Origin of the sequence: Saccharopolyspora ipomoeae (genome assembly GCF_029952525.1) — a bacterium.
GTDB classification, from domain to species: Bacteria; Actinomycetota; Actinomycetes; order Mycobacteriales; family Pseudonocardiaceae; genus Saccharopolyspora; species Saccharopolyspora ipomoeae.
Genome location: NZ_JASAOF010000019.1, coordinates 84,268 through 105,772 on the forward strand (window position 1 = coordinate 84,268; position 21,505 = coordinate 105,772).

Below are 21,505 nucleotides of genomic sequence, written 5' to 3' on the forward strand. Positions count from 1 at the left end.
CCGGCACCCGAACACGGCCGTAATCCGTTTGCCGAACACGGCCGTAATCCGTCGCCCGGCCGCGCCGTGCCCAGGGGCGGGACGCAGAAAGGCCCCGGGGCCGGCCTGGTGGCCGGGCTCTCCGGGGCCCAATGCGTGGTCGGAGGAACGCGGCCCCCGACTTGATTCAGGTAACGATTCAGATCAGCGCTGGTCCATCGGCTTGTACGAGCGCTCGCCGGAGCCGGTGTAGACCTGGCGCGGACGGCTGATCTTGCGGGCCGGGTCCTCGATCATCTCGCGCCAGTGCGCGATCCAACCGGGCAGGCGGCCGAGCGCGAACAGCACCGTGAAGTACTTCGTCGGGAAGCCCATCGCCTTGTAGATCAGGCCGGTGTAGAAGTCCACGTTCGGGTAGAGCTTGCGCGAGACGAAGTAGTCGTCGGCCAGCGCCTTCTCCTCCAGCCGCAGGGCGATGTCCAGCAGCGGGTCGTTGGCGCCCAGCTTGGACAGCACCTCGTCGGCGGTCTTCTTGATGATCGCGGCGCGCGGGTCGTAGTTCTTGTAGACCCGGTGACCGAAGCCCATCAGGCGGACGCCGGGCTCCTTGTTCTTCACCCGCTCGACGAACGCGTCGACGTCGCCGCCGTTGGCCTGGATGCCCTCCAGCATCTCCAGCACCGCGCTGTTGGCGCCGCCGTGCAGCGGGCCGAACAGGGCGTTGATGCCGGCCGAGACGCTGGCGAACATGTTGGCCTCGGACGAGCCGACCATCCGCACCGTCGAGGTCGAGCAGTTCTGCTCGTGGTCGGCGTGCAGGATGAACAGCAGGTCCAGCGCGCGGGCCAGGGTCGGGTCGACCTCGTAGGGCTCGGCGGGGAAGCCGAAGGTCATCCGGAGGAAGTTCTCCACCAGGCCCAGCGAGTTGTCCGGGTACAGGAACGGCTGGCCGACCGACTTCTTGTAGGCGTAGGCCGCGATCGTGGGCAGCTTCGCCAGCAAGCGGACCGTGGACAGCTCGACCTGGTCCTTGTCGAACGGGTCGAGCGCGTCCTGGTAGAAGGTCGACAGCGCGGAGACCGCGGACGACAGCACCGGCATCGGGTGCGCGTCGCGGGGGAAGCCGTCGAAGAACTGCTTGAGGTCTTCGTGCAGCAGCGTGTGCCGCTTGATGCGCTCGGAGAACGCGTCGTACTCCTGCTGGGTCGGCAGCTCACCGTAGATGAGCAGGTAGCTGACCTCGATGAAGTTCGACTTCGCGGCGAGCTCCTCGATGGGGTAGCCGCGGTACCGGAGGATGCCGGCGTCGCCGTCGATGTAGGTGATGTCGGAAAGGCAGGCTGCCGTGTTGACGAAGCCCGGATCCAACGTCACCAAACCGGTCTGAGACAGCAACTTGCCGAGATCGACGCCAGGCGCACCCTCGGTCGGTTGCGTCACCTGCATTTCGTGCTCGCCGGCGTCATAGCGCAGCGCGACGGTACGTTTGGCGGTCACGTCGTCGGGCATTCGGGAACCTCTCGCGCTCGTCAAGGGGTGCGTGGTGACGACCGCGATTGCCCAGCCAAGCGGCAGGGCTCCGTGTCGCCCGCGCTCCGGTCGGGGTGTCCGAACCGTCGCAGCACCACCCCGTTGGGGTCCTGTCAGTAGTCACGCTAGACCGCCGGAGGGTCCCCGCGCAGCAATCGCGTTTCCTCTTTTTTGCAGGTGGGACCACGATCACATCACACTTACCGGTAGCCGGAGCGCCTTTGTCGACGCTCCGCCACCGTTTGACGCCACCATCGTGACCACGCGTGAAATCCGATCGGTCTAATCCGGACTCCACCTTCCGCAGTCAGGCGCGTGAGCTCACAGGGCGTGTTCGCCACCCCCCGGATGGATTTCGATCACGCATCGAGCTCCGAGGACCACGGCGGTTCGGCCCCCGCGCGCGAGACGGTGATCGCCGCGGCGGACGCGGCGAACGCCAGCGCCCGCTCCCACTGCTCGGCGTCGAGCGCGCGGACCTTCTCCGGCGACAGCGCGCCGTTGCGGTCCAGCCAGGCCAGCAGCGCGGCCTGCACGGTGTCGCCCGCGCCGATGGTGTCGGCGACCTCGACGCGGCGGCCGGGCACCGTGATCTCGCCCTCGGAGGTGACCGCGGTGATCCCGTCAGCACCCCTGGTCACCACCACTGCGGCGGGTCCTCGCGACTGCCACTCGCGGGCCGCGTCGAGCACGTCGCGGCCGGGAGCGAGCCATTCGGCGTCGTCGTCGGAGACCTTGAGCAGCCCGACCGAGGGCAACCAGGAGGCGAATCGCGCGCGGTAGGCGTCCGGGTCGGCGATGAGGTCGGCGCGGACGTTGGGGTCCAGCGCGATGAACACGCCCCGCTCGGCCTCGCGGAACAGCGCCTTCTCGTAGGTGGTGGCGCCGGGTTCGAGCACCATGCCCAGCGTGCCCAGGCACAACGCGGTGGTCTCGACCGGCAGCGGCCGGTCGGCGACGAACCGCGCGGCGGTGCCCTCGGTGTGGAAGCTGTAGCGGGCCGAACCGTTGGGCTCCAGCCCGACGACGGCCAGCGTCGTGGGCTCCGGGCCGCGCTGCACCAGCGACGTGTCCACTTCGGACTCGGTGAGCCGCTGCAGCATCCGGTCGCCGAACTGGTCGGTGGACAGCTTCGCGTAGAACGCGACAGGCGCACCGAGCCTGCCCAGCGCGATGGCCACGTTGTACGGGCCGCCGCCGAGCAACGGGTGCAGCGGGCCGAGCTCACCGTCCGGGGTGGACGGATCCGGCACGAGGTCGACGAGGGCCTCTCCGCCGATGACGATCACTTTTCCTCCACTGTGTCCACTTCTGATGGGTCCACTTCTAACGGGTCCACTTCTGATGGGTCCGCTTCGAGCGGGTCCGCTTCGGGCTTCTCGTCCTGGGCCAGTCCGCCCAGCAGGAACTGCGACAGCGCGGCGAACGCGGCGGCGTCGGACAAACCCGTGCGCTCGCCGATCTCGCCGCGCTGGATGCCGGCGATGGTCCGGCCGACCATCTCACCGACGAAGCCCGCGTGGACTTCGCGGAACACACCTTGCCGCACGCCCTCGGAGATGAACCCGCGGAGGCGGTCTCCCGCGGCGTGCGCGTTGGCCTCGTAGGTGGCGCGGGTCGCGAGGTTGGCGGCCATGTCGTTGATGAACTCCCGCGAGGCGGGGCGCAGCGCCTCGGCGGCCGCGTCGAGGTAGGCGCGCACCTTCTCGCGGGCGTCCTCGGCGGCGCCGGTGCGGCGCTCGATGTCCTCGGTGGCGTTCTTGAAGTAGTGCGCGACGACGCGGACCGCGAGCTGGTCCTTGCTGCCGGCCAGCGTGTAGAGCGTCGACTTCGAGCAGCGGAGCCTGCCCGCCAGGTCGTCGAGGGTGAAGTGGGCGAACCCCTCGGCCAGGAACAGATCGCGGAGCCGGTCCAGCAGGTCGGCTCGTCTCGGGTTCAGCGTCCGCTCGGCTCGGGAGGTGCTCATCAGCGAAAGCCTGCCACAGGAACTCTAGGCATCCGAGCAGACCTTTTCACAGTACTGCAGTACCGCCTACAGTACTGGTTGCAGTACGCACACCGGCTACGCACACTGGACCGCGGGAGCGCGCCATGACCGTTGACCGTCTTCTTCCGACCGAGGAAGCCGCAGACCTGCTCGCGTTGACCCGCGAGATCGCCCGCGATGAACTCGCCGGCCGCGCCGCCGAGGACGAGGCCGCCGGGAAGTTCCCGCGCGACGCGTTCCGCCTGCTCGGCGAGGCCGGGCTGCTGGGCCTGCCCTACCCGGAGGAGCACGGTGGCGGCGCGCAGCCCTACGAGGTGTACCTGCAGGTGCTGGAGGAGATCAGCAGCGCCTGGATGACGGTCGGCGTGAGCCTGTCGGTGCACACCATGAGCTGCTACCCGCTGTCCCGCTTCGGCACCGCTGAACAGCGCGAACGGTGGCTCCCGGAGATGATCGGCGGCTCGCTGCTGGGCGCCTACGCGCTGTCCGAGCCGCACGCCGGCTCCGACGCCGCCGCGCTGAGCACCCGCGCCGAGCGCAGCGGTGACGACTACGTCGTCAACGGGCAGAAGGCGTGGATCACCCACGGCAGCGAGGCGGACTTCTACACGCTCATGGCCCGCACCGGCGACGGCCCGCACCGCATCAGCTGCCTGCTGGTCGACTCGACCACCTCGGGCCTGACGGCGGGCCCGCCCGAGCACAAGATGGGACTCACCGGGTCACCGACGACACCGCTGTACTTCGAGGACGCCCACGTCCCGGCCGACCGGCTGCTCGGCGAGGAGGGCGACGGGCTCAAGATCGCGCTGTGCTCGCTGGACTCCGGTCGCCTGGGCATCGCGGCCTGCGCCGTCGGGCTCGCCCAGGCCGCGTTGGACCTGGCGGTGGACTACGCCAAGCAGCGCACGCAGTTCGGGCAGCCGATCATCCGGTTCCAGGGGATCGAGTTCATGCTGGCCGACATGGCCGCGGCCATCCACTCCGCCCGCGCGACCTACCTCGACGCCGCCCGCCGCCGCGACGCGGGACTCCCCTTCGGCGAGCAGGCGTCGGTCGCCAAGCTCGTGGCCACCGACGCGGCGATGAAGGTCACCACCGACGCGGTGCAGGTCCTCGGCGGCGCCGGCTACACCCGCGACTTCCCCGCCGAGCGCTACATGCGCGAGGCGAAGGTCCTGCAGATCTTCGAGGGCACCAACCAGATCCAACGCATGGTCATCGGCCGCCACCTGGCTGGATGAACGAGCCGTGTGGTCACTCTGCTTGGCGGTGCGGGTAGCGGAACCTGACACGCCTTCTGGCTCCGGGATCCGAGACTGATGTATGACCAATTCACGGCGCTTCGGCTGTCCTCACCAGAAGACGTGTCAGAACCCGCGGCGGTGCGGGCTGAGTCCCACACCTGAAGAAAAAGACTTCCCCGCAGGTCAGAGGGGCGATAGGCCCCAGTGGGCTGTCCAGGCTTCGCCCGGGTTCAGGGTGATGAGGTCGGTGCCGGAGTTGAGGGCGTCCGGCGGGCAGGTCATCGGTTCGATGGCGACCGCCCGGCCGCGCTCCGGGAAGTCCTCGGCCGTGTAGACCTGGACCCACTTGAACACCGGGTCCGCCCAGAGCTGGACGCCGCGGCCGTCCGGGCCGGTCAGCGAGTGCCGGACCAGTCCCGCCGGGTCGTCGGGGGCCGGGGCGGCGCCCCCGAAGGCGGTGTCGAGCCAGACACCGGCGAGGCGGCGGCCGGTGCGGAAGTCGACCTCGTCCCCCTCCAGCGCCCGGGGCGGGCGGACCGGCAGCAGCCGGTCGGCGTCGACGGGCAGCACGGTCGAGGCCGCCAGGCGCAGCGTGCACTCGTCGGTCTCGACGGCACCCGCGCGCGGGTACGGGTGCACCCCGACGCCGAAGGGGACCGCGCGCCCGCCCAGGTTCTCGACGGTGTGGGTCACGGTGAGCCCGTCGCCGTCGAGCGCGTAGCCGATGGACGTCAGCAGCGGCACCGGCCAGCCCGGACGCGGTGAGACGGTCGCCTGCAGCACGACGGCGGAGTCGGTGTGCTCGACGATCGACCACGGCTCGTGCCGCAGCAGGCCGTGGATGGCGTTGTGCCGGTCGGGCTCGGTCAGCGCGAGCTGCTGCGGTTCGCCGTCGAGCACCCAGCGGCCGTCGGCGACCCGGTTCGGCCACGGCACCAGCACCGCGCCCGCCGCGGACGGCGGGAGGTGGTCGGCGTCGAAGGTCTCGGTGAACGGCACGCCGTCGACGGTGTAGGAGCGCAGCGCAGCGCCGAACTCGGTGATGACCGCCTTCGCGGTCCCCGAGGCGATCTCGAACTGCCTGCCGGTGGCGGGAAGAGGATCATGCACGCCGCCACTCTACGACCAGGAGGCGGCTCCTGGCACCGCGAACGGCACCGGGAACCGCCTCCCGATCGTCGAAGGGGACTACTTGCTCAGCGCCTCGGCGTCGAAGTCCGTCTTGCCCTTGATGAAGTAGTTGATCAGCCAGAAGATCACGCCGATGCCCAGCAGGATGCCGGCGATGATGTACTCGGTGGCCGGCCGCCCGGACAGCGGGCTGGCGAAGAACACGCAGGTCAGCGCGCCCAGCACGGGAACCCAGGTGGGGGCCTTGAAGTGCTCGTGCTCGACCTCGTCCTTGCGCAGCACCAGCACCGCCACGTTGACCACGGCGAAGACCACGAGCAGCAGCAGCGAGGTGGTGCTGCCGAGGTCCGAGATCTCCAGCGAGCTCACCAGGATCATGGCGATGATGCTGGTGAACAGGATCGACACCCACGGCGTGCGACGGCCCTTGTGGACCTTGCCGAACGCGCCCGGGACGACTCCCTCGTTGGCCATGCCGTAGACGAGCCGACTGGCCATCAGCATGTTGATCAGCGCGGTGTTGGTGACCGCGAACAGCGCGATCAGCGAGAACAGGACCGGCGGGAACCACGGGGCGGCGGCCTTGACCACCAGCAGCAGCGGTCCGTCGGACTCGGCGAGCTCCTCGGTGGGCACCAGCGTCGAGGTGATCAGCGCGATGATCAGGTAGATCGTCGCGGTGATGATCATGCCCAGGAGCAGCGCGCGCGGGAAGTTCTTCGCCGGGTCCTTGGTCTCCTCGGCCATGTTCACCGAGTCCTCGAAGCCGACCATCGCGAAGAACGCGAGCGCGGTGGCCGACGTGACGGCCAGCAGCGGCGAGCTGCCGGAGTCGAACTGCGTCAGCCTGCTCGGGTCCGGGGTGATGTCGGCGCTGTGGCTGCCGCCGAAGATGGCGATCAGGCCGAACACGATCACGATCGCCAGACCGGACAGCTCCACGCAGGTCAGGACCACGTTCATCTTCACCGACTCGCCGACACCGCGGAAGTTGATCGCGGCGAGCAGCAGCAGGAAGCCGAGCGCGACCATCCACGAGTAGGGCTCGACGCCCTCGCCGAAGATGCCGCTCAGGTAGTCACCGCTGAACGCCTGCGCGGCCGACGAGGCCGAGGTGATGCCGGAGCACATCACCGCGAAGGCGATCAGGAACGTCACGAAGTGGATGCCGAACGCCTTGTGCACGTACAGCGGCGCACCACCGGCCCTCGGGTACTTGCCGACCAGCTCCAGGTAGCTGAACGCGGTCAGGAACGCGACCACGAACGCGACCAGGAACGGCACCCAGAGCGCTCCGCCGACCTTGTCGGCGACCTTCCCGGTCAACGAATAGATCGTGGTCCCGAGGATGTCTCCGACCACGAAGAAGAGAAGCAGTTTGGGGCCCATCACCTTCTTGAGGCCGGGCTCCTGCGCACCGCCAGGCGCGTTGACGGACGTTTCGTTGGCCATAGCTGAGCAGTGTGCAGGGTCCGTTTCGGGCTTGTCTGCCCGCCCCTGGTCGAAACGCACTCCGTCGGGTGGCGCAGGCGTGGCGGAGTGCCCAATCCGGACGCTCCGTCCCGATCAGGTCACGCGCCGTCGCCGGTGGGGGCGCGGTACTTCCAGAACGCGGGCAGGCACACCGCCGACAGAGCTGCGGCCACCACCACGAGCACTCCCCCGATCATCACCGCGGCACCGGTGCCCAGCGCGGCACCGGCCACCCCGTGCAGGGTGTCGGCGAGCCGCGGGCCGCCCGCGACGACGACGGTGAACACGCCCTGGATGCGGCCGCGCATCTCGTCGGTCGCCGCGGCCTGCAGGATCGAACTCCGGTAGACCATGCTGATCAGGTCCGCTCCGCCGCCGAGCGCCAGGAACAGCACCGCCAGCCACAGCGAGTCGGCGAACCCGAAGCCGATGATCGCCACGCCCCAGGCCACGACGGCCGCGGTCACGCCGACGCCGTGCCGGGCGATGCGGTGCAGCCAGCCGGAGAACAGCCCGAAGAAGAAGGCCCCCAGCGGGATCGCCGCGTACAGCCAGCCGAGCGCGGCCCCGCCGCCCGGCGGGTCGCCGAAGGTGCGCTCGGCCATCTCCGGGAACAGCGCGCGCGGCATGCCGAAGACCATCGCGATGATGTCCAGCAGGAACGAGGCCAGCAGCACCGCGTGCAGGCCGAGGTAGCGGAAGCCGTCGAGGACCGAGCGCAGCCCGGCCTTCTTCGGCGCGCCGTCCTGCGGCGGCAGCGCGGGCAGCCGGAACACCGCCACCAGCGCCAGGCACAGCGCGATCGCGTCCACCAGGTACAGCACGGACAGCCCCAGCAGCGGCAGCAGGACTCCCGCCAGCAGCGGTCCGACGATCGATCCGAGCTGGAAGACGGTGGCGCCCAGGGCCTGCGCGGACGGGAGCAGGTGGGTGGGGATCAGCCGCGCGATGGCGGCACCGCGGGTCGGCGAGTTGACCGCGAAGAAGGTCTGCTGGAGCGCGAACAGCACCAGCACCAGCCACACCGACGGGATGCCCGCGTAGGCGACCAGCCACAGCAGCACGGAGGTTCCCGCGAGGCCGCCGTTGGTGATGATCAGCAGCTTGCGGCGGTCGACGGAGTCCGCGATCGCCCCACCCCACAGGCCGAACACCAGCAGCGGGACCAGGCCGAAGATGCCCGCGAGCCCGACGTAGAACGACGAGCCTGTGATGTCGTAGAGCTGCTTGGGCACGGCCACGGCGGAGAACTGGGCACCGACCGCGGTGACGATGTTGGACAGCCACAGCCGCCGGTAGGCCGGGTACTGCAGCGGTCGGGTGTCGATGAAGACCTTGCCGAGCAAGGACTTGACGCTGCGCCGGGGAAGGGTTCCGCTGCTCTGCCGCACGAACGCAGCAGCCTAGTCCTTCGCGAAGCTAATGGACCACTCGTTTCCACCGCATGTGACCGACCTCCCCACCCACACCTGGTCGAGATCCCCGGAGGAAGGGACGGTTTTCATGAAAACCTCGTCCCCAGAACCCCGTCGAGACCCGAGATCGGGAGGACAGTTTTCATGAAAACTGTCCCCGTCCCCACAACCTCAACACCCGAACGTGACGGGGGAAGTTCTCATGAAAACTTCCCCCACCCCACAACCCCTCCAGACCCCGGAGTGGAGACCGGGATCCCCACGAAACCCCACGTCACAACCTCTAGCCCCCAAGGGGGAGACCGCAGTTCTCATGAAAACCTCGTCTCCTCGGGGTCCCGTCGAGACCCTGGGTGATGGGGGAAGTTTTCATGAAAACTTCGTCCTCCCACACCCGATCGAGACTTGTGGTGGGGAGGGACAATTCTCATGAAAACCTCCCCATCTCCTGGGTGGAGATGGGGAGGGAGGTTTTCATGAGAACTTCGGTCAGGGGGCGAGGCGCTCGACGGTCCAGCGGTCGTCGTTGCGGCGGAAGCGCAGCCGGTCGTGCAGCCGGTCGGGGCGGCCCTGCCAGAACTCGACGTAGTCCGGCCGGATCCGCCAGCCGCCCCAGTGCGGCGGGACCGGGACCTTCTCGGCGTCGCCGAAGCGGCGCTCGATGCCGTTGAGCGAGTTCTCCAGCGCCTCGCGGCCGTTGACCACGCGCGACTGCGGCGACGCCCAGGCGCCCAGCTGCGAACCGCGCGGGCGCTCGGCCCAGTACTCGGCGGTCTCGGCCGGGGTGACCTTCTCGACCTCGCCGCGCACGTTGACCTGGCGCTGCAGACCCAGCCACGGGAACGTCGCCGCCGCGACGCGAGTCGACTTCAGGTCGTGGCTCTTGTTGGAGGTGTAGTTGGTGAAGAACACCACGCCGCGCTCGTCGAAGCCCTTGCACAACACGGTCCGCGACGACGGGAAGCCCTCCGGGTCCGCGGTGGCCAGCACCATCGCGTTGGGTTCGACCAGCTCCGCGGCGAGGGCCTCGTCGAACCACAGCTGCAGCTGCTCGTGCCAGGTGCCGGCGAGCGAGTCCTCGTGCAGCGCCCCCGCTTCGTAGGACACGCGCATGGACGGCATCGCGACCTTGGCCTCCGACATCCTCTTCCTCCCTGACTCGTCCGGCGAACGGCACGACTCGACTTCGACATTCCGGCCTGGACGCACTTCGCCCCAGCGCCGGACGGTACGGGTTGGACGAGACCGACGCGCGCGATGCGCCCCGGCCATTTCGCTATGACGGTAAACGGGATCGGAACGGGAGCCGAATCGACGATAGATCACGATCGATTCCGCAACCGATGCAGTGATCGTTCCCACACCGCCCTCACGTCACCCGAACAGCCGTTGCGCTGGGACGCGAGCAGGGGAACCTTTCGCTCACCCCACGTCACCAGATCGGCAGGACCAGGTCCTTCGCGTCCGGATGATGGGACAGGGCCTCCGCCAGGCGGCGGTCGGCCGTGACCGCGTCGTCGGCGACCGCGGTCGCCAGCGCTCCCCCAGCGGCCAGCGGCGCCAGCGACCACCACTGGCCGCTGGCCGGGTCGAGCGGGTCGCGGTCCCACGCGACGGTCTCGGTGGCCAGCACGCGCGCGCCCGCGAGGTAGCCGGTGCTGGCCGCCATCCGCGCGTCGCCGAGGTCGAGCCGCTGCCGCAGCAGGGGAACGCCCGACCGCGTGAGGTGCGTCGAGGCGACCAGGTGACCGGAAGGTTCCCCGTATCGCCCGAGCACCAAGGTCTCCCGGCACCGCGCCCGCGCACCGGCGGCCAGCTCGACGATCAGCTCCGACTCGTGATCGGCCCGCGAGCTGATCACCGAGGCCTCGGGGAGGTACTCGACCGCGCCGCCCTCGTCGACCTCGATGCGCACGGTGGAACGGCTGCTCCCACGGCCGGGCAGGGCGACGGTCGCCGCCGTCCCGGCGAGCCGGAGCCGGGCTCCGGCCCCGACCCGCACCCGCAGGTCGACGTGGTCGCCGCCGAGCGGGGTCGCGGCCGAGTTCACCAGGTGGACGACGGCGGTCCGGCCACCGGCGGTGGCGGTGCGGCGCGGCACCAGCGTGATCGGGGCCTGCGAGCGCAGCTCGCGGACGACCGCGCGGTCGCCGGAGAGCTCGACGGACAGCAGGGCGGTGGCCTTCATCGCGCTTCGCCGGGGACGGTTCTCGCCCAGACCGTCCGGGCGGAAGGGACTTCGATCACGGGTGATTCGAGGAAGGGCCGTCCGCTGCCGAGCTCACGCACCGATGCCGACCTTCACCTGGTCGCGAACCCACGCGGCGACGTCGGGGGCGTTGGGGGTGCGGGTCAGGGACTGGGTGATGACCGGGAGGTTCCCGCGCATGCGGTGGGCGTCGGAGACCATCACGTCCATGTCGGCGCCGACGAGCTCGGCGAGGTCGACCTTGTTGATGACCAGCAGGTCCGCCGTGGTGACGCCCGGACCGCCCTTGCGGGGGACCTTGTCCCCGCCCGCGACGTCGACGACGAAGATCTGCCGGTCGGCCAGGCCACGGCTGAACACGGCGGTGAGGTTGTCGCCGCCGCTCTCCACGATCACCAGCTCCAGGCCCGGGTGCCGGTCGGTCAGCCGGTCGACGGCGTCGAGGTTGGCGGTGATGTCGTCGCGGATCGCGGTGTGCGGGCAGGCCCCGGTCTGCACCGCCTCGATCCGGTCGACGTCGAGCACACCCGCCTTGCGCAGGAAGTCGGCGTCCTCGGTGGTGTAGATGTCGTTGGTGACCACCGCCAGGTCGATCTCCTGACCGAGCGCGCGGCACAGCGCGGCGGTCAGCGCCGTCTTCCCGCTGCCCACCGGGCCGCCGATGCCCAGCCGGAACGGCCTGCCGCGCTGCGGCGTCGCCGCGTGCGGATCGGGTCCGGCGGCGGTCGGGTCGAACCCGACCGGATGCGTGTGGCCGTGTCCGCGGCCGTGATCAGGAAGCAAAGAGACGCACCTCTTCCCGGTGATGACGATCGTGCGCCTCGGCGAGCAGGTCCAGCGCCGGGGCACCGGGCGCGGGCAGCTCGGCCGGGGCGGTGCCCGCGAGCCGGGCGGCCTCGTCGGCGATCTCGTCGAGCTCCGCGGAGAGCTCAACGAGCGCCGCGTTGACCGCGAACGGGTCCAGCCCCAGCAGCCGGATACCGGCCGAGGCGGGTCCGCTGATCGCCAGGTATCCGGCGGTCAGCGCGACCTCCCGGGGCGACGACCCGGCGGTCGCCGCCAGCACGCCCAGCACGATCGGGTGGTGTGGTCGCGGCGTCGCGGCCACCAGTTCGGTGAGCGTCGGCGAGGGCCAGGCGGCCCGGCCGGCGCGGAGCATCCCCTTCCCCTGCGCGCGCGAGGCCTCCCGCTGCGCCGGGGACGGGGTGCGGGCGTCGAACTCGACGTCCAGCTCCGCCCAGTGTCCGGTGTGGACACCGCGGAGCGCGGCGTGGGTCGCGGCGGCGGCGAAGACCGCCTGCCCCGAACCCGCGCCGAAGAGCCTGCCGCGCATGAATTCCCGCAGGTCGGCAACGCTGTTGACGAGTCCCCGCGAGGCGGCTTCCTCGACGCCGCCGGAGTGCGCGTGGCCGCCCCCGGGGAACCGGGAGTCGGCCAGCGCCAGCGCAGCGATTCCCATCAGAACAGGAAGTAGCGCTGCGCCATCGGCAGCTCGCGGACCGGGTCGGGCTCGACGAGGTCGCCGTCGACGCGGACCGCGAAGCTGTCGGGGTCGACCTGGATGTCGGGGGTCGCCGAGTTGCGCACCATGTCGGCCTTGGTGACGTCGCGGGTGCTCTCGATCGCGGTCATCCGCGAGCTCAGCTCCAGCCGCTCGGCCAGGCCGTCGTCCAGCGACGCGGGCGCCACGAAGAACGAGCTGCTCGCGGCGGCGGTGCGCGGCGCCGAGCCGAAGCTGGGCCGGAGCACGTAGGGCTGCGGGGTCGGGATGGACGCGTTCGCGTCACCCATCGCCGCCCACGCCGCGAACCCGCCCTTGAGCACCGAGTGCGGGCGGACGCCGAAGAACTGCGGTTCCCACAGCACCAGGTCGGCGAGCTTGCCGACCTCCACGGAGCCGACCTCGCCCGCGATGCCGTGCGCCAGGGCCGGGTTGATCGTGTACTTCGCGACGTAGCGCTGGGCCCGGTTGTTGTCGGCGCGGGTGTCGCCGTCGAGGGAACCCCTGCGCCGCTTCATGGCGTGCGCGGTCTGCCAGGTGCGCAGCACGACCTCGCCGATGCGGCCCATCGCCTGGGCGTCGGAGCTGATCATCGAGATGGCGCCGAGGTCGTGCAGCACGTCCTCGGCCGCGATCGTCGAGGGCCGGATGCGGCTCTCCGCGAAGGCCAGGTCCTCGGGCACCGACGGGTTGAGGTGGTGGCACACCATGAGCATGTCGAGGTGCTCGTCGATGGTGTTGACGGTGTGCGGCCGGGTCGGGTTGGTCGAGGAGGGCAGCACGTTCGCGGCCGCGGCGACCTTGATGATGTCCGGCGCGTGCCCGCCACCGGCGCCTTCGGCGTGGTAGGCGTTGATCGACCGGCCGTTGATGGCCGCGAGCGTGGACTCCAGGAAGCCGGTCTCGTTGAGCGTGTCGGTGTGGATGGCGACCTGCGCGCCGGTCTCCTCGGCCGCCCGCAGCGAGGCGTCGATGACGGCGGGCGTGGCGCCCCAGTCCTCGTGGATCTTGAGCCCACCGGCCCCGGCGCGCAGCTGCTCCAGCAGCGCTTCCCCGCGCGTGGTGTTGCCCTTGCCGAGCAGCAGCACGTTGACCGGCACGTGGTCCATCGACTGCATCATCCGCGCGAGGTTCCAGGCCCCGGGCGTGACGGTGGTGGCCTTGCTTCCCTCGGCGGGACCGGTGCCGCCGCCGATGAGCGTGGTGATGCCGCTGGCCAGCGCGGTGTCGGCTTCCTGCGGGCAGATGAAGTGCACGTGGCAGTCGATGCCGCCCGCGGTGAGGATCCGGCCGTTGCCCGCGACGATCTCGGTGGACGGGCCGATGACCAGCGCCGGGTCCACCCCGTCGGCGACGTCGGGGTTGCCGGCCTTGCCGATGCCGACGATGCGGCCGTCGCGGATGCCGACGTCGGCCTTGACCACGCCCCAGTGGTCCAGGATCACCGCTCCGGTGATCACCACGTCGGGCGTTCCCTCGGCGCGCGTGGCCACGGACTGGCCCATCGATTCGCGGATGACCTTGCCGCCGCCGAACACGGCCTCCTCACCGGAGCCCTCGGGGCCGCGGCTGCGGTCCTCGGTGATCTCGATGAGCAGGTCGGTGTCGGCGAGCCGGATGCGGTCCCCGGTGGTGGGGCCGAACAGCTCGACGTAGCGGGATCGGTCGATGGAGGGCGTGCTCACCGGGTTCCCTCACCTTTCTGCCCGTAGGCGAAGTCGCGGGCCTGGTGGTCCCGCTGGTCGAGCTCACCGGCGAACTCCGGGCGCAGCCCGCGCACCAGCCGGGCCCCGCCGATCGGCACCAGGTCGACCTCGCGCTCCACGCCGGGTTCGAAGCGCACGGCGGTGCCCGAGGGCACGTCGAGCCGGTGGCCCCACGCGGCGGCGCGGTCGAACTCCAGGCCGGGGTTGACCGCGGCGAAGTGGTAGTGCGAGCCGACCTGCACGGCCCGGTCGGCGCGGTTGACGATGGTGAGCCGGACGCGCTGCCCGCCGGGGTTCAGCGGGATCGGCTCGTCGGCGGTGATGATCTCGCCGGGACGCATGCGCGGCTCCTGCTCAGGTGATCGGGTCGTGGACGGTGACGAGCTTGGTCCCGTCCGGGAAGGTCGCTTCGACCTGCACGTCGTGGATCATCTCCGGCACCCCGTCGAGCACCTGGTCGGCGCGCAGCACCTCGCGCCCGCTCTGCATGAGCTCGGCCACGGTGCGCCCGTCGCGGGCGCCCTCGGCGACGTGGTGGGTGATCAGCGCGATCGCTTCGGGGTGGTTGAGCTTGAGGCCGCGGTCCATCCGTTCGCGGGCCAGTTGCGCTGCGACGTAGACGAGCAGCTTGTCGCGCTCGTGCGGGGCGAGGTGCATGTCTGAATCCTTAACACACCCGGGTGGGGTCAGCCCCTGATCAGACGACCGATTCGTCCGGATCGCCACGTTGCGAAACAACAATTTTTCCGGAATTTTTCCACGGGGAGCAAAACCATCCATTCCCCCCGCGTCAACTCATCTCGGAATTTTTTCCCACCCCGACTCCATTGCCGGTTCTTCCCCCGGCGGTGCACTGTGGGCGGACACCCCCGCCACGCCGCCCGCCCAACCGCACGCGCGCACCCCTACGACCAGGAGACGAGGCAGCTATGAGCGAATTCCGCCCCGGCTTGGAAGGCGTGGTCGCCTTCCAGACCGAGATCGCCGAACCCGACCGGGACGGTGGCGCGCTGCGCTACCGAGGCGTGGACATCGAGGACCTGGTGGGCACGGTCTCCTTCGGCGACGTCTGGACGCTCCTGGTCGACGGGGCCTTCGGCGGTGGGCTGCCGCTCGCCGAGGACCTCCCGCTGCCGGTCCGCACCGGCGACGTGCGGGCCGACGCCCAGGCCGCGCTGGCCATGACCGCACCCGCCTTCGGCTTCGAGCCGGTGCTCGACATCGAGGCGGAGCAGGTGCGCGAGCAGCTCGCGCGGGCCTGCTCGCTCGGCCTGTCCTACATCGCCCAGTCCGCGCGCGGCGACCAGGCGCCGGTCCCGCACGCCCGCATCGCCGAGGCCAGGACCACCACCGAGCAGTTCCTGACCCGGTGGCGCGGCGAGCCCGACCCGGCCCACGTGCAGGCGCTGGACGCCTACTGGGTGTCGGCGGCCGAGCACGGGCTCAACGCCTCGACCTTCACCGCCCGCGTCATCGCCTCCACCGGCGCCGACGTGGGCGCGAGCCTGTCGGGTGCGGTCGGCGCCATGTCCGGCCCGCTGCACGGCGGCGCCCCGGCCCGGGTGCTGCCGATGATCGAGGAGGTCGAGCGCACCGGCGACGCCCGCCGGGTGGTGGCCGACATCCTCGACCGAGGTGACCGGCTGATGGGGTTCGGGCACCGCGTCTACCGCGCCGAGGACCCGCGCGCCCGCGTCCTGCGCAACACCTGCGACCAGCTCAAGGCCCCCCGCTTCGAGGTGGCCCGCGAGCTGGAGCAGGCCGCGCTGGCCGAGCTGCGCGAAAGGCGACCCGACCGCCAGATCGAGACCAACGTGGAGTTCTGGGCGGCCGTCGTCCTCGACTTCGCCCAGGTGCCGACGACGATGATGCCCTCGATGTTCACCGCCGCCCGGCTCGCCGGCTGGTCGGCGCACGTCCTGGAGCAGAAGAAGACCGGGCGCCTGGTCCGGCCGTCGGCGCAGTACGTCGGCCCGGCCCCGCGCTCCCCGCAGGACGTCGCGGGCTGGGACACGATCACGCAGGTCATCGCACCCGTGTGAGCCCCGGGTGGGCCGGTCCGATGACCGGCCCACCGGGGTTTACCTTGAGCTCGTGACCGATTCGCGGAGTGTGCACGTCCAGAACGCCCAGGCCCTCGAGGAGGACGCGGCGCTCTGCGACGATCCGTGCTCCGAACTCGTCCAGGCCGCCGAGAACTGGCACCTGGCCGACGAGCACGAACGCGAGCGCGACGCCGTGACCAGGGCATTCAAGCTCGACGTCGACGCCGGTCCGCTCAGCGGCAAGGGCGCCTACATCGCCTACCTGCTCACCCACGGGCGCACCGACGAGGCCGCGCCACTGCTCGACGAGCTGCGCCGCACGCCGAGCAAGGTCGCGATGACCTACATGGACGTCCACTACGGCTTCGCCGCCTCGGGCGACGTCGCCGAGGGGATGCGCTGGCTCAACGCGGGCGCGAACCACATCGTCCCGTCGCTGGACGAGCCGCTGGAGGCCACCGATCAGGGGTTCGACCTGCTCATGGAGCGCTGGCACGCCCGCCGCGACCAGGGCATGCCCGCCGACGCGATGGACGAGTTCGTCCAGCGCTGCGCCGCGCACCACGAGGAGGTGAGCGAGGGGATCCACCGGCTCACCGACGAGGAAGGCGACCTCGACGGACTCGTGGACGAGGAGGGGAACCTCTCCCTCACCCTCTACCCGGTCCCGCTGTGGACCGCGGAGGAGTTCGCCCGCTCGGTCGCCGAGCACCCGGAGTGGTGGAACGAGGGCACGACGCACGAGGACTACCGGCGCTCGGTGCAGCGCGAGCTCGCCGACGTCCCCACGGGCGCCTGCCTGGTTCCCACGACCGTCACCGCCGTGGAGGAGTTCGCCGCTTCCTTCGGCATCGACCCGGCCGACCCCGAGGCCCCTGACGACTTCGTCTTCGAGGAGGCCCACGACGGCCGGTATCTCCCCTGGCCACCGGGCCGCAACGACACCTGCTGGTGCGGCTCGGGACGCAAGTACAAGAAGTGCTGCGGAGCGCCCGGATTCGCCTGATCAGTCCGACTCGAACGGGCCTTCTGGGCCACAGTGTGGTTGGCCGGGGAGGCGAACAGCAGTAAGTTGCGGTGCGGCAGCAGCCGCCGGACACCGCGCGGTAACCCTGCTGCAACACTTGAGCCGAGCCGGCAATGGCGCCGGCGGACCTGGCCACTGGCGCGCGGGGACGGGATTCTCACCGACCCGCACAGTCACCACAACAACGCCCGGAGGCGCCGGAATGACGCAGGCCGAGACCACCGACCCGACGACCCTGAAGCTGCCCGACGAACTCCAGCCCTCGGACGGCCGATTCGGCTGCGGACCTTCCAAGGTGCGCCCGGAGCAGCTCGCGCGGCTGGCGAACGAGGGCGCCGCGGTGATGGGCACCTCCCACCGCCAGAAGCCGGTGAAGTCCCTGGTCGGACGGGTCCGCGAGGGACTGCGGGAGCTGTACTCGCTGCCCGAGGGCTACGAGGTCGTGCTCGGCGTCGGCGGCACCACCGCGTTCTGGGACGCCGCGACCTTCGGTCTGATCCGCGAGCGCTCGCTGCACCTGACCTACGGCGAGTTCTCCTCGAAGTTCGCCAAGGCCGCCAAGACCGCTCCCTTCCTCGGCGACCCGGTCGTGGTCTCCGCCGAGCCGGGTGACGCCCCGGAGCCGGTGTCGGACCCGAGCGTCGACCTGATCGGCTGGGCGCACAACGAGACCTCCACCGGCGTCATGCTGCCGCCGTCCCGCCCGGCGGGCTCGGAGAACGCGCTGATCGCCGTGGACGCCACCTCGGGCGCCGGTGGTCTGGGCTTCAACGCCTCGGACGTGGACGTCTACTACTTCGCTCCGCAGAAGTCCTTCGCCTCCGACGGCGGGCTGTGGCTGGCCGCGATGAGCCCGGCCGCGATCGAGCGGGTCAACGAGATCGGCGCTTCGGACCGCTGGGTGCCGGAGTTCCTGTCGCTGCCGACCGCGCTGGACAACTCGCGCAAGGACCAGACCTACAACACGCCGGCGGTCGCCACGCTGTTCATGCTGGCCGACCAGATCGAGTGGATGAACGGCCAGGGTGGCCTGTCCTGGTGCGACGCGCGCACCAAGGAGTCCTCGAAGCGCCTCTACGACTGGGCGGAGGCCTCGGAGCACGCGACGCCGTTCGTCACCGACCCGGCGAAGCGCTCGCAGGTCGTCGGCACCATCGACTTCGACGACTCGATCGACGCCGCCGCGATCGCCAAGGCGCTGCGCGCCAACGGCATCGTCGACACCGAGCCGTACCGCAAGCTGGGCCGCAACCAGCTGCGGATCGGCATGTTCCCGGCCATCGAGCCGGACGACATCACCCAGCTGACCAAGTCCATCGACTGGGTGATTTCAAAGCTGTCCTGATCGCGCTATGCGGCCGTCGGGCGACATCCGCGACCTGCGGATTTCCCCGGCGGCCGTTGCCGTTTCGCGGTCGCGATCAGCGACGAAGTTGATCACCACGAGTGATGGTCGCAGGAGTTGAGTAGTTCAACTCATTCGCGCGACCCGCGCGCATAGGGCAAGATCGAAGCCGACAGGGCGACCAACGAACGACACGAGTACCCGGCGTGCCTCCCGCGTCAAGGCGGCGCGCCGGGTTACTGTCACAGCTTGGTGACATGTAGGTCGGCGGGAGGCTGGCGTGATGCGAGCGCTGCGAGTGGTCGGGCTCGACGAGGACGGTGAATCCGTCATCTGCGAGGACCCGGAGAACGGTGAGCGATTCACCGTGCCCGCCGACGAGCGGTTGCGCGCGGCTTCCCGCGGCGACCTCACCCGGCTGGGCCAGGTGCAGATCGAGATGGAGCAGCAGATGCGGCCGCGCGAGATCCAGGCCCGCATCCGCTCCGGCGCGTCCGTCGCCCAGATAGCGGCCACCTCGGGCCTGCCCGAGCACCGCATCGAGCGCTACGCGTACCCGGTGCTGCTCGAACGCGCCCAGATCGCCGAGATGGCCCAGCGCGCCCACCCGGTCCGCGAGGACGGCCCCGACGTGCAGACGCTCGGCGAGGTCATCGCGCACACCTTCGGGATGCGCGGCCACGAGTACACCGAGGCCAACTGGGACGCCTGGCGCGGCGACGACAACAAGTGGGTCGTGCAGCTGTCCTGGCAGGCCGGTCGCTCGGAGAACAGCGCGCACTGGGTGTTCCACCCCGGCGCGCACGGCGGCACCGTCGCCTCGCTCGACGAGCACGCGGTCGACCTGCTCGACCCGTCGCCGAACCGGCCGCTGCGCACGGTCCGACCGGTGACCGAGCTGGCCCGCGAAGCGCTGCAGCTCGACCAGCAGCCGGGCCCGGCGCCGATCGAGCCGGAGCCGCAGCCCGTGCTGCCCGAGGCCCCGGCGGCCCGCGCCGAGCCGACGCTGCAGCGCGTCGAACCACCGGAACCGGAGCCCGTCGAGCCCGCCGAACCGACGCTGGACCTGGAAACCCCGGAGCCGATCGAGGAACCGGCCAAGGCCGAGACCGAGTCCGCCGAGGACACCAAGGCCGAGCCCAAGCGCAACGCCCGCAAGAGCCACCCGATAGTGCCGTCGTGGGAGGACGTGCTGCTGGGCGTCCGCTCGCACCGCTGAGCAGGTTCACCGAAGAACGGCCAGGCCTTCGCGGCCTGGCCGTTTCTCGTTCTCAGCCGGGTCCGAGCAGGCTGAGCAGCCCGACGATCCAGGAGATCACCAGGCCCGCCGCGGTCCCGAAGGCGACCCAGCGCCAGACCGGCACGTTGCGGCCCAGCCAGATCGAGGGCGCGAACCCGGCGGCGATGGCGATGTTGACGAACAGCGCGAGAACGCCGCTGACGTCGGCCAGCCCCTGGGTGACGACGCCGAGCGTCACGGCCACGATCGCCGCGATGACCGCGCTGATCATCAGCCCGGTACCCCACGGCGTCGGGTTCACCGGCGCGACCGGGCGTCCGCCGCGGCGAATCGCCTGAGCCGAACGCGGCCGCCCGATCTGGGCGAGTTCCCCGCTGAGCGGATCGACGTAGCCGACGCGGCCACCGGTCTCGGCGGCGAGTCGCGTCGCCAGCTGCCGTCCGCGGCGGGACACGATCTCCCCGGTCTGCGCCGACTCGCCGTTCTGCACGAGCTCGGCCACGCCGGCCCACTCGTGCAGCGCCGCGACGAGCGCCTCGGGCAGCCGCAGCCGCGCCGGGTCGTACTCGGCGCCGTCGCCGCGCACCAGCACGGCGCGTCCGGACCGCGCGTGCAGCTCCCAACCGGCGTCCATCAGGTCCCGCTCAGCGCGTGGAAGGTGATGGCCCCGGCCGTGGCGACGTTGAGCGAATCGACCCCGTGGGCCATCGGGATCCGCACCGCGACGTCAGCGGCCTCGATGGCCTCGTCGGTCAGCCCCGGGCCTTCCGACCCGAGCAGGACGGCGGTCTTCCCGCGATCCAGCCCGGCCTCGCGCAACGGCCGGGAGTCCCCGCGCGGGGTGAGCGCGGCGATGCGGAACCCCTCCTCGCGGAGCATCTTCAGGTCGGCGGGCCAGGATTCGAGGTGGGCGAAGGGCACCCGCAGCACGTGCCCCATCGACACCCGCACGCTGCGCCGGTAGAGCGGGTCCGAGCACCCGGCGCCGAGCAGCACGCCGTCGACGCCGAGCGCGGCGGCGTTGCGGAACAGCGCCCCGAGGTTCTCGTGGTCGCCGATGCCTTCGAGCACGGCCAGCCGCTGCGCGCGGCCGATCAGCTCGGCGGGGTCGACGACCGGCGCCCGGTCGGCCACCGCGAGCACACCGCGGTTGAGGTGGAACCCGACGACCCGCGCCATCACGTCGGCGTCGGTGGCGTAGGCGGGCACGTCGAGCCCGGCGGTGGCCTCGGCCAGCTCCTCGATCCGGCGACGCACCCCGAACAACGCCCGCACCGGGTAGGGCGAGGCGAGCAACCGCTCGACCACCACCACGCCCTCGGCGATCACCAGCCCGCGCCCGCCGGGCCGGTCCGGCCTGCGGTCCGCGCGGGACAGATCGCGGAAGTCGTCGACCCGAGGATCGTCGACGTCGCTGATCTCGACCATCTCCGCCACGACGGGCATTGTCCCATCCGCACCGCGACCGCCGGTGACAGGAAGGTTCCCACGCTCCCCACGTCGGGGTCCGGCATGAGCGAGAGGTTCCCACGCACGCGCCCGCCCGCCCGCGGGGACGTGACAGGAAGGTTCCCCCGCTCGCCCGCGGCGATGACAGGAAGGTTCCCTTCCTCCTGGCGGGGTCGGGAATCGGTGGGTGAAAGGGGGCCTTGGTGTTGCGGGGTTGGGGT

General features: G+C 70.8%; 20 protein-coding genes. 5 read left to right on the forward strand and 15 right to left on the reverse strand.

Annotated features, from left to right (window positions below):
* Window positions 1-183: 183 nt before the first annotated feature.
* From QFW96_RS23525 to QFW96_RS23535, 3 genes are all read right to left on the reverse strand, one after another.
* Window positions 184-1,488, reverse strand: a complete 1,305-nt coding sequence (locus tag QFW96_RS23525) for a citrate synthase (RefSeq protein ID WP_281457892.1) — start codon at window positions 1,486-1,488, stop codon at window positions 184-186.
* Window positions 1,489-1,868: 380 nt separating this feature from the next.
* Window positions 1,869-2,798: a carbohydrate kinase family protein gene (locus QFW96_RS23530; RefSeq protein WP_281457893.1), complete on the reverse strand. Its 930-nt coding sequence runs from the start codon at window positions 2,796-2,798 to the stop codon at window positions 1,869-1,871.
* Window positions 2,795-3,475: a TetR/AcrR family transcriptional regulator gene (locus QFW96_RS23535; RefSeq protein ID WP_281457894.1), complete on the reverse strand. Its 681-nt coding sequence runs from the start codon at window positions 3,473-3,475 to the stop codon at window positions 2,795-2,797. The genes QFW96_RS23530 and QFW96_RS23535 overlap by 4 nt, the downstream gene beginning before the upstream one ends.
* Window positions 3,476-3,600: 125 nt before the next feature.
* Between QFW96_RS23535 and QFW96_RS23540 the strand changes: the two genes are divergently transcribed.
* Window positions 3,601-4,740 (forward strand): acyl-CoA dehydrogenase family protein, encoded by a 1,140-nt coding sequence (locus tag QFW96_RS23540; protein WP_281457895.1) that lies wholly within the window; start codon window positions 3,601-3,603, stop codon window positions 4,738-4,740.
* Between the two features lie 186 nt (window positions 4,741-4,926).
* Here QFW96_RS23540 and QFW96_RS23545 read toward each other — a convergent pair whose 3' ends face one another.
* The 10 genes from QFW96_RS23545 to QFW96_RS23590 form a co-directional block, all read right to left on the reverse strand.
* Window positions 4,927-5,853, reverse strand: a complete 927-nt coding sequence (locus QFW96_RS23545; RefSeq protein WP_281457896.1) for an aldose 1-epimerase family protein — start codon at window positions 5,851-5,853, stop codon at window positions 4,927-4,929.
* A gap of 78 nt (window positions 5,854-5,931) precedes the next feature.
* Complete coding sequence (locus QFW96_RS23550) at window positions 5,932-7,326, reverse strand: APC family permease (RefSeq protein ID WP_281457897.1); 1,395 nt, start codon at window positions 7,324-7,326, stop codon at window positions 5,932-5,934.
* Window positions 7,327-7,445: 119 nt separating this feature from the next.
* Entirely contained in the window at window positions 7,446-8,738 is a 1,293-nt protein-coding gene (locus QFW96_RS23555) for an MFS transporter (RefSeq protein WP_281457898.1), read from the reverse strand.
* Between the two features lie 513 nt (window positions 8,739-9,251).
* Window positions 9,252-9,905, reverse strand: coding sequence for a pyridoxamine 5'-phosphate oxidase (gene pdxH, locus QFW96_RS23560; RefSeq protein ID WP_281457899.1), 654 nt, complete (start codon window positions 9,903-9,905; stop codon window positions 9,252-9,254).
* Window positions 9,906-10,194: 289 nt separating this feature from the next.
* Complete coding sequence (locus tag QFW96_RS23565) at window positions 10,195-10,950, reverse strand: urease accessory protein UreD (protein WP_281457900.1); 756 nt, start codon at window positions 10,948-10,950, stop codon at window positions 10,195-10,197.
* Window positions 10,951-11,043: 93 nt separating this feature from the next.
* Complete coding sequence (gene ureG, locus QFW96_RS23570; protein WP_281457901.1) at window positions 11,044-11,754, reverse strand: urease accessory protein UreG; 711 nt, start codon at window positions 11,752-11,754, stop codon at window positions 11,044-11,046.
* Window positions 11,744-12,430 (reverse strand): urease accessory protein UreF, encoded by a 687-nt coding sequence (locus QFW96_RS23575; protein WP_281457902.1) that lies wholly within the window; start codon window positions 12,428-12,430, stop codon window positions 11,744-11,746. Before QFW96_RS23575 ends, ureG begins: the two co-directional genes overlap by 11 nt.
* Window positions 12,430-14,157: an urease subunit alpha gene (locus QFW96_RS23580; RefSeq protein ID WP_281457903.1), complete on the reverse strand. Its 1,728-nt coding sequence runs from the start codon at window positions 14,155-14,157 to the stop codon at window positions 12,430-12,432. The genes QFW96_RS23575 and QFW96_RS23580 overlap by 1 nt, the downstream gene beginning before the upstream one ends.
* A complete protein-coding gene (locus QFW96_RS23585) occupies window positions 14,154-14,519 on the reverse strand; it encodes an urease subunit beta (protein ID WP_281457904.1) in 366 nt (121 codons plus the stop codon). The genes QFW96_RS23580 and QFW96_RS23585 overlap by 4 nt, the downstream gene beginning before the upstream one ends.
* A gap of 13 nt (window positions 14,520-14,532) precedes the next feature.
* On the reverse strand, window positions 14,533-14,835 hold the full coding sequence (locus QFW96_RS23590; protein WP_281457905.1) for an urease subunit gamma: 303 nt from the start codon (window positions 14,833-14,835) through the stop codon (window positions 14,533-14,535).
* A 272-nt stretch (window positions 14,836-15,107) separates the two neighbouring features.
* On the opposite strand from QFW96_RS23590, the gene QFW96_RS23595 reads away from it, so the two are divergent.
* From QFW96_RS23595 to sepH, 4 genes are all read left to right on the forward strand, one after another.
* Entirely contained in the window at window positions 15,108-16,220 is a 1,113-nt protein-coding gene (locus tag QFW96_RS23595; protein WP_281457906.1) for a citrate synthase 2, read from the forward strand.
* A gap of 52 nt (window positions 16,221-16,272) precedes the next feature.
* Window positions 16,273-17,229 carry an SEC-C metal-binding domain-containing protein gene (locus QFW96_RS23600; RefSeq protein WP_281457907.1) on the forward strand — a complete coding sequence of 319 codons (957 nt, stop codon included), beginning with the start codon at window positions 16,273-16,275 and terminating at the stop codon, window positions 17,227-17,229.
* 223 nt (window positions 17,230-17,452) lie between these two features.
* Window positions 17,453-18,595 carry a phosphoserine transaminase gene (serC, locus tag QFW96_RS23605; RefSeq protein WP_281457908.1) on the forward strand — a complete coding sequence of 381 codons (1,143 nt, stop codon included), beginning with the start codon at window positions 17,453-17,455 and terminating at the stop codon, window positions 18,593-18,595.
* Window positions 18,596-18,878: 283 nt separating this feature from the next.
* Window positions 18,879-19,814 carry a septation protein SepH gene (gene sepH / locus QFW96_RS23610; RefSeq protein ID WP_281457909.1) on the forward strand — a complete coding sequence of 312 codons (936 nt, stop codon included), beginning with the start codon at window positions 18,879-18,881 and terminating at the stop codon, window positions 19,812-19,814.
* Between the two features lie 52 nt (window positions 19,815-19,866).
* On the opposite strand, the gene QFW96_RS23615 is transcribed toward sepH, so the two are convergent.
* Both QFW96_RS23615 and QFW96_RS23620 read right to left on the reverse strand, forming a co-directional pair.
* Complete coding sequence (locus QFW96_RS23615) at window positions 19,867-20,469, reverse strand: DUF2537 domain-containing protein (protein WP_281457910.1); 603 nt, start codon at window positions 20,467-20,469, stop codon at window positions 19,867-19,869.
* Entirely contained in the window at window positions 20,469-21,281 is an 813-nt protein-coding gene (locus QFW96_RS23620) for a TrmH family RNA methyltransferase (protein WP_425524787.1), read from the reverse strand. Before QFW96_RS23620 ends, QFW96_RS23615 begins: the two co-directional genes overlap by 1 nt.
* Between the last annotated feature and the right edge of the window lie 224 nt (window positions 21,282-21,505).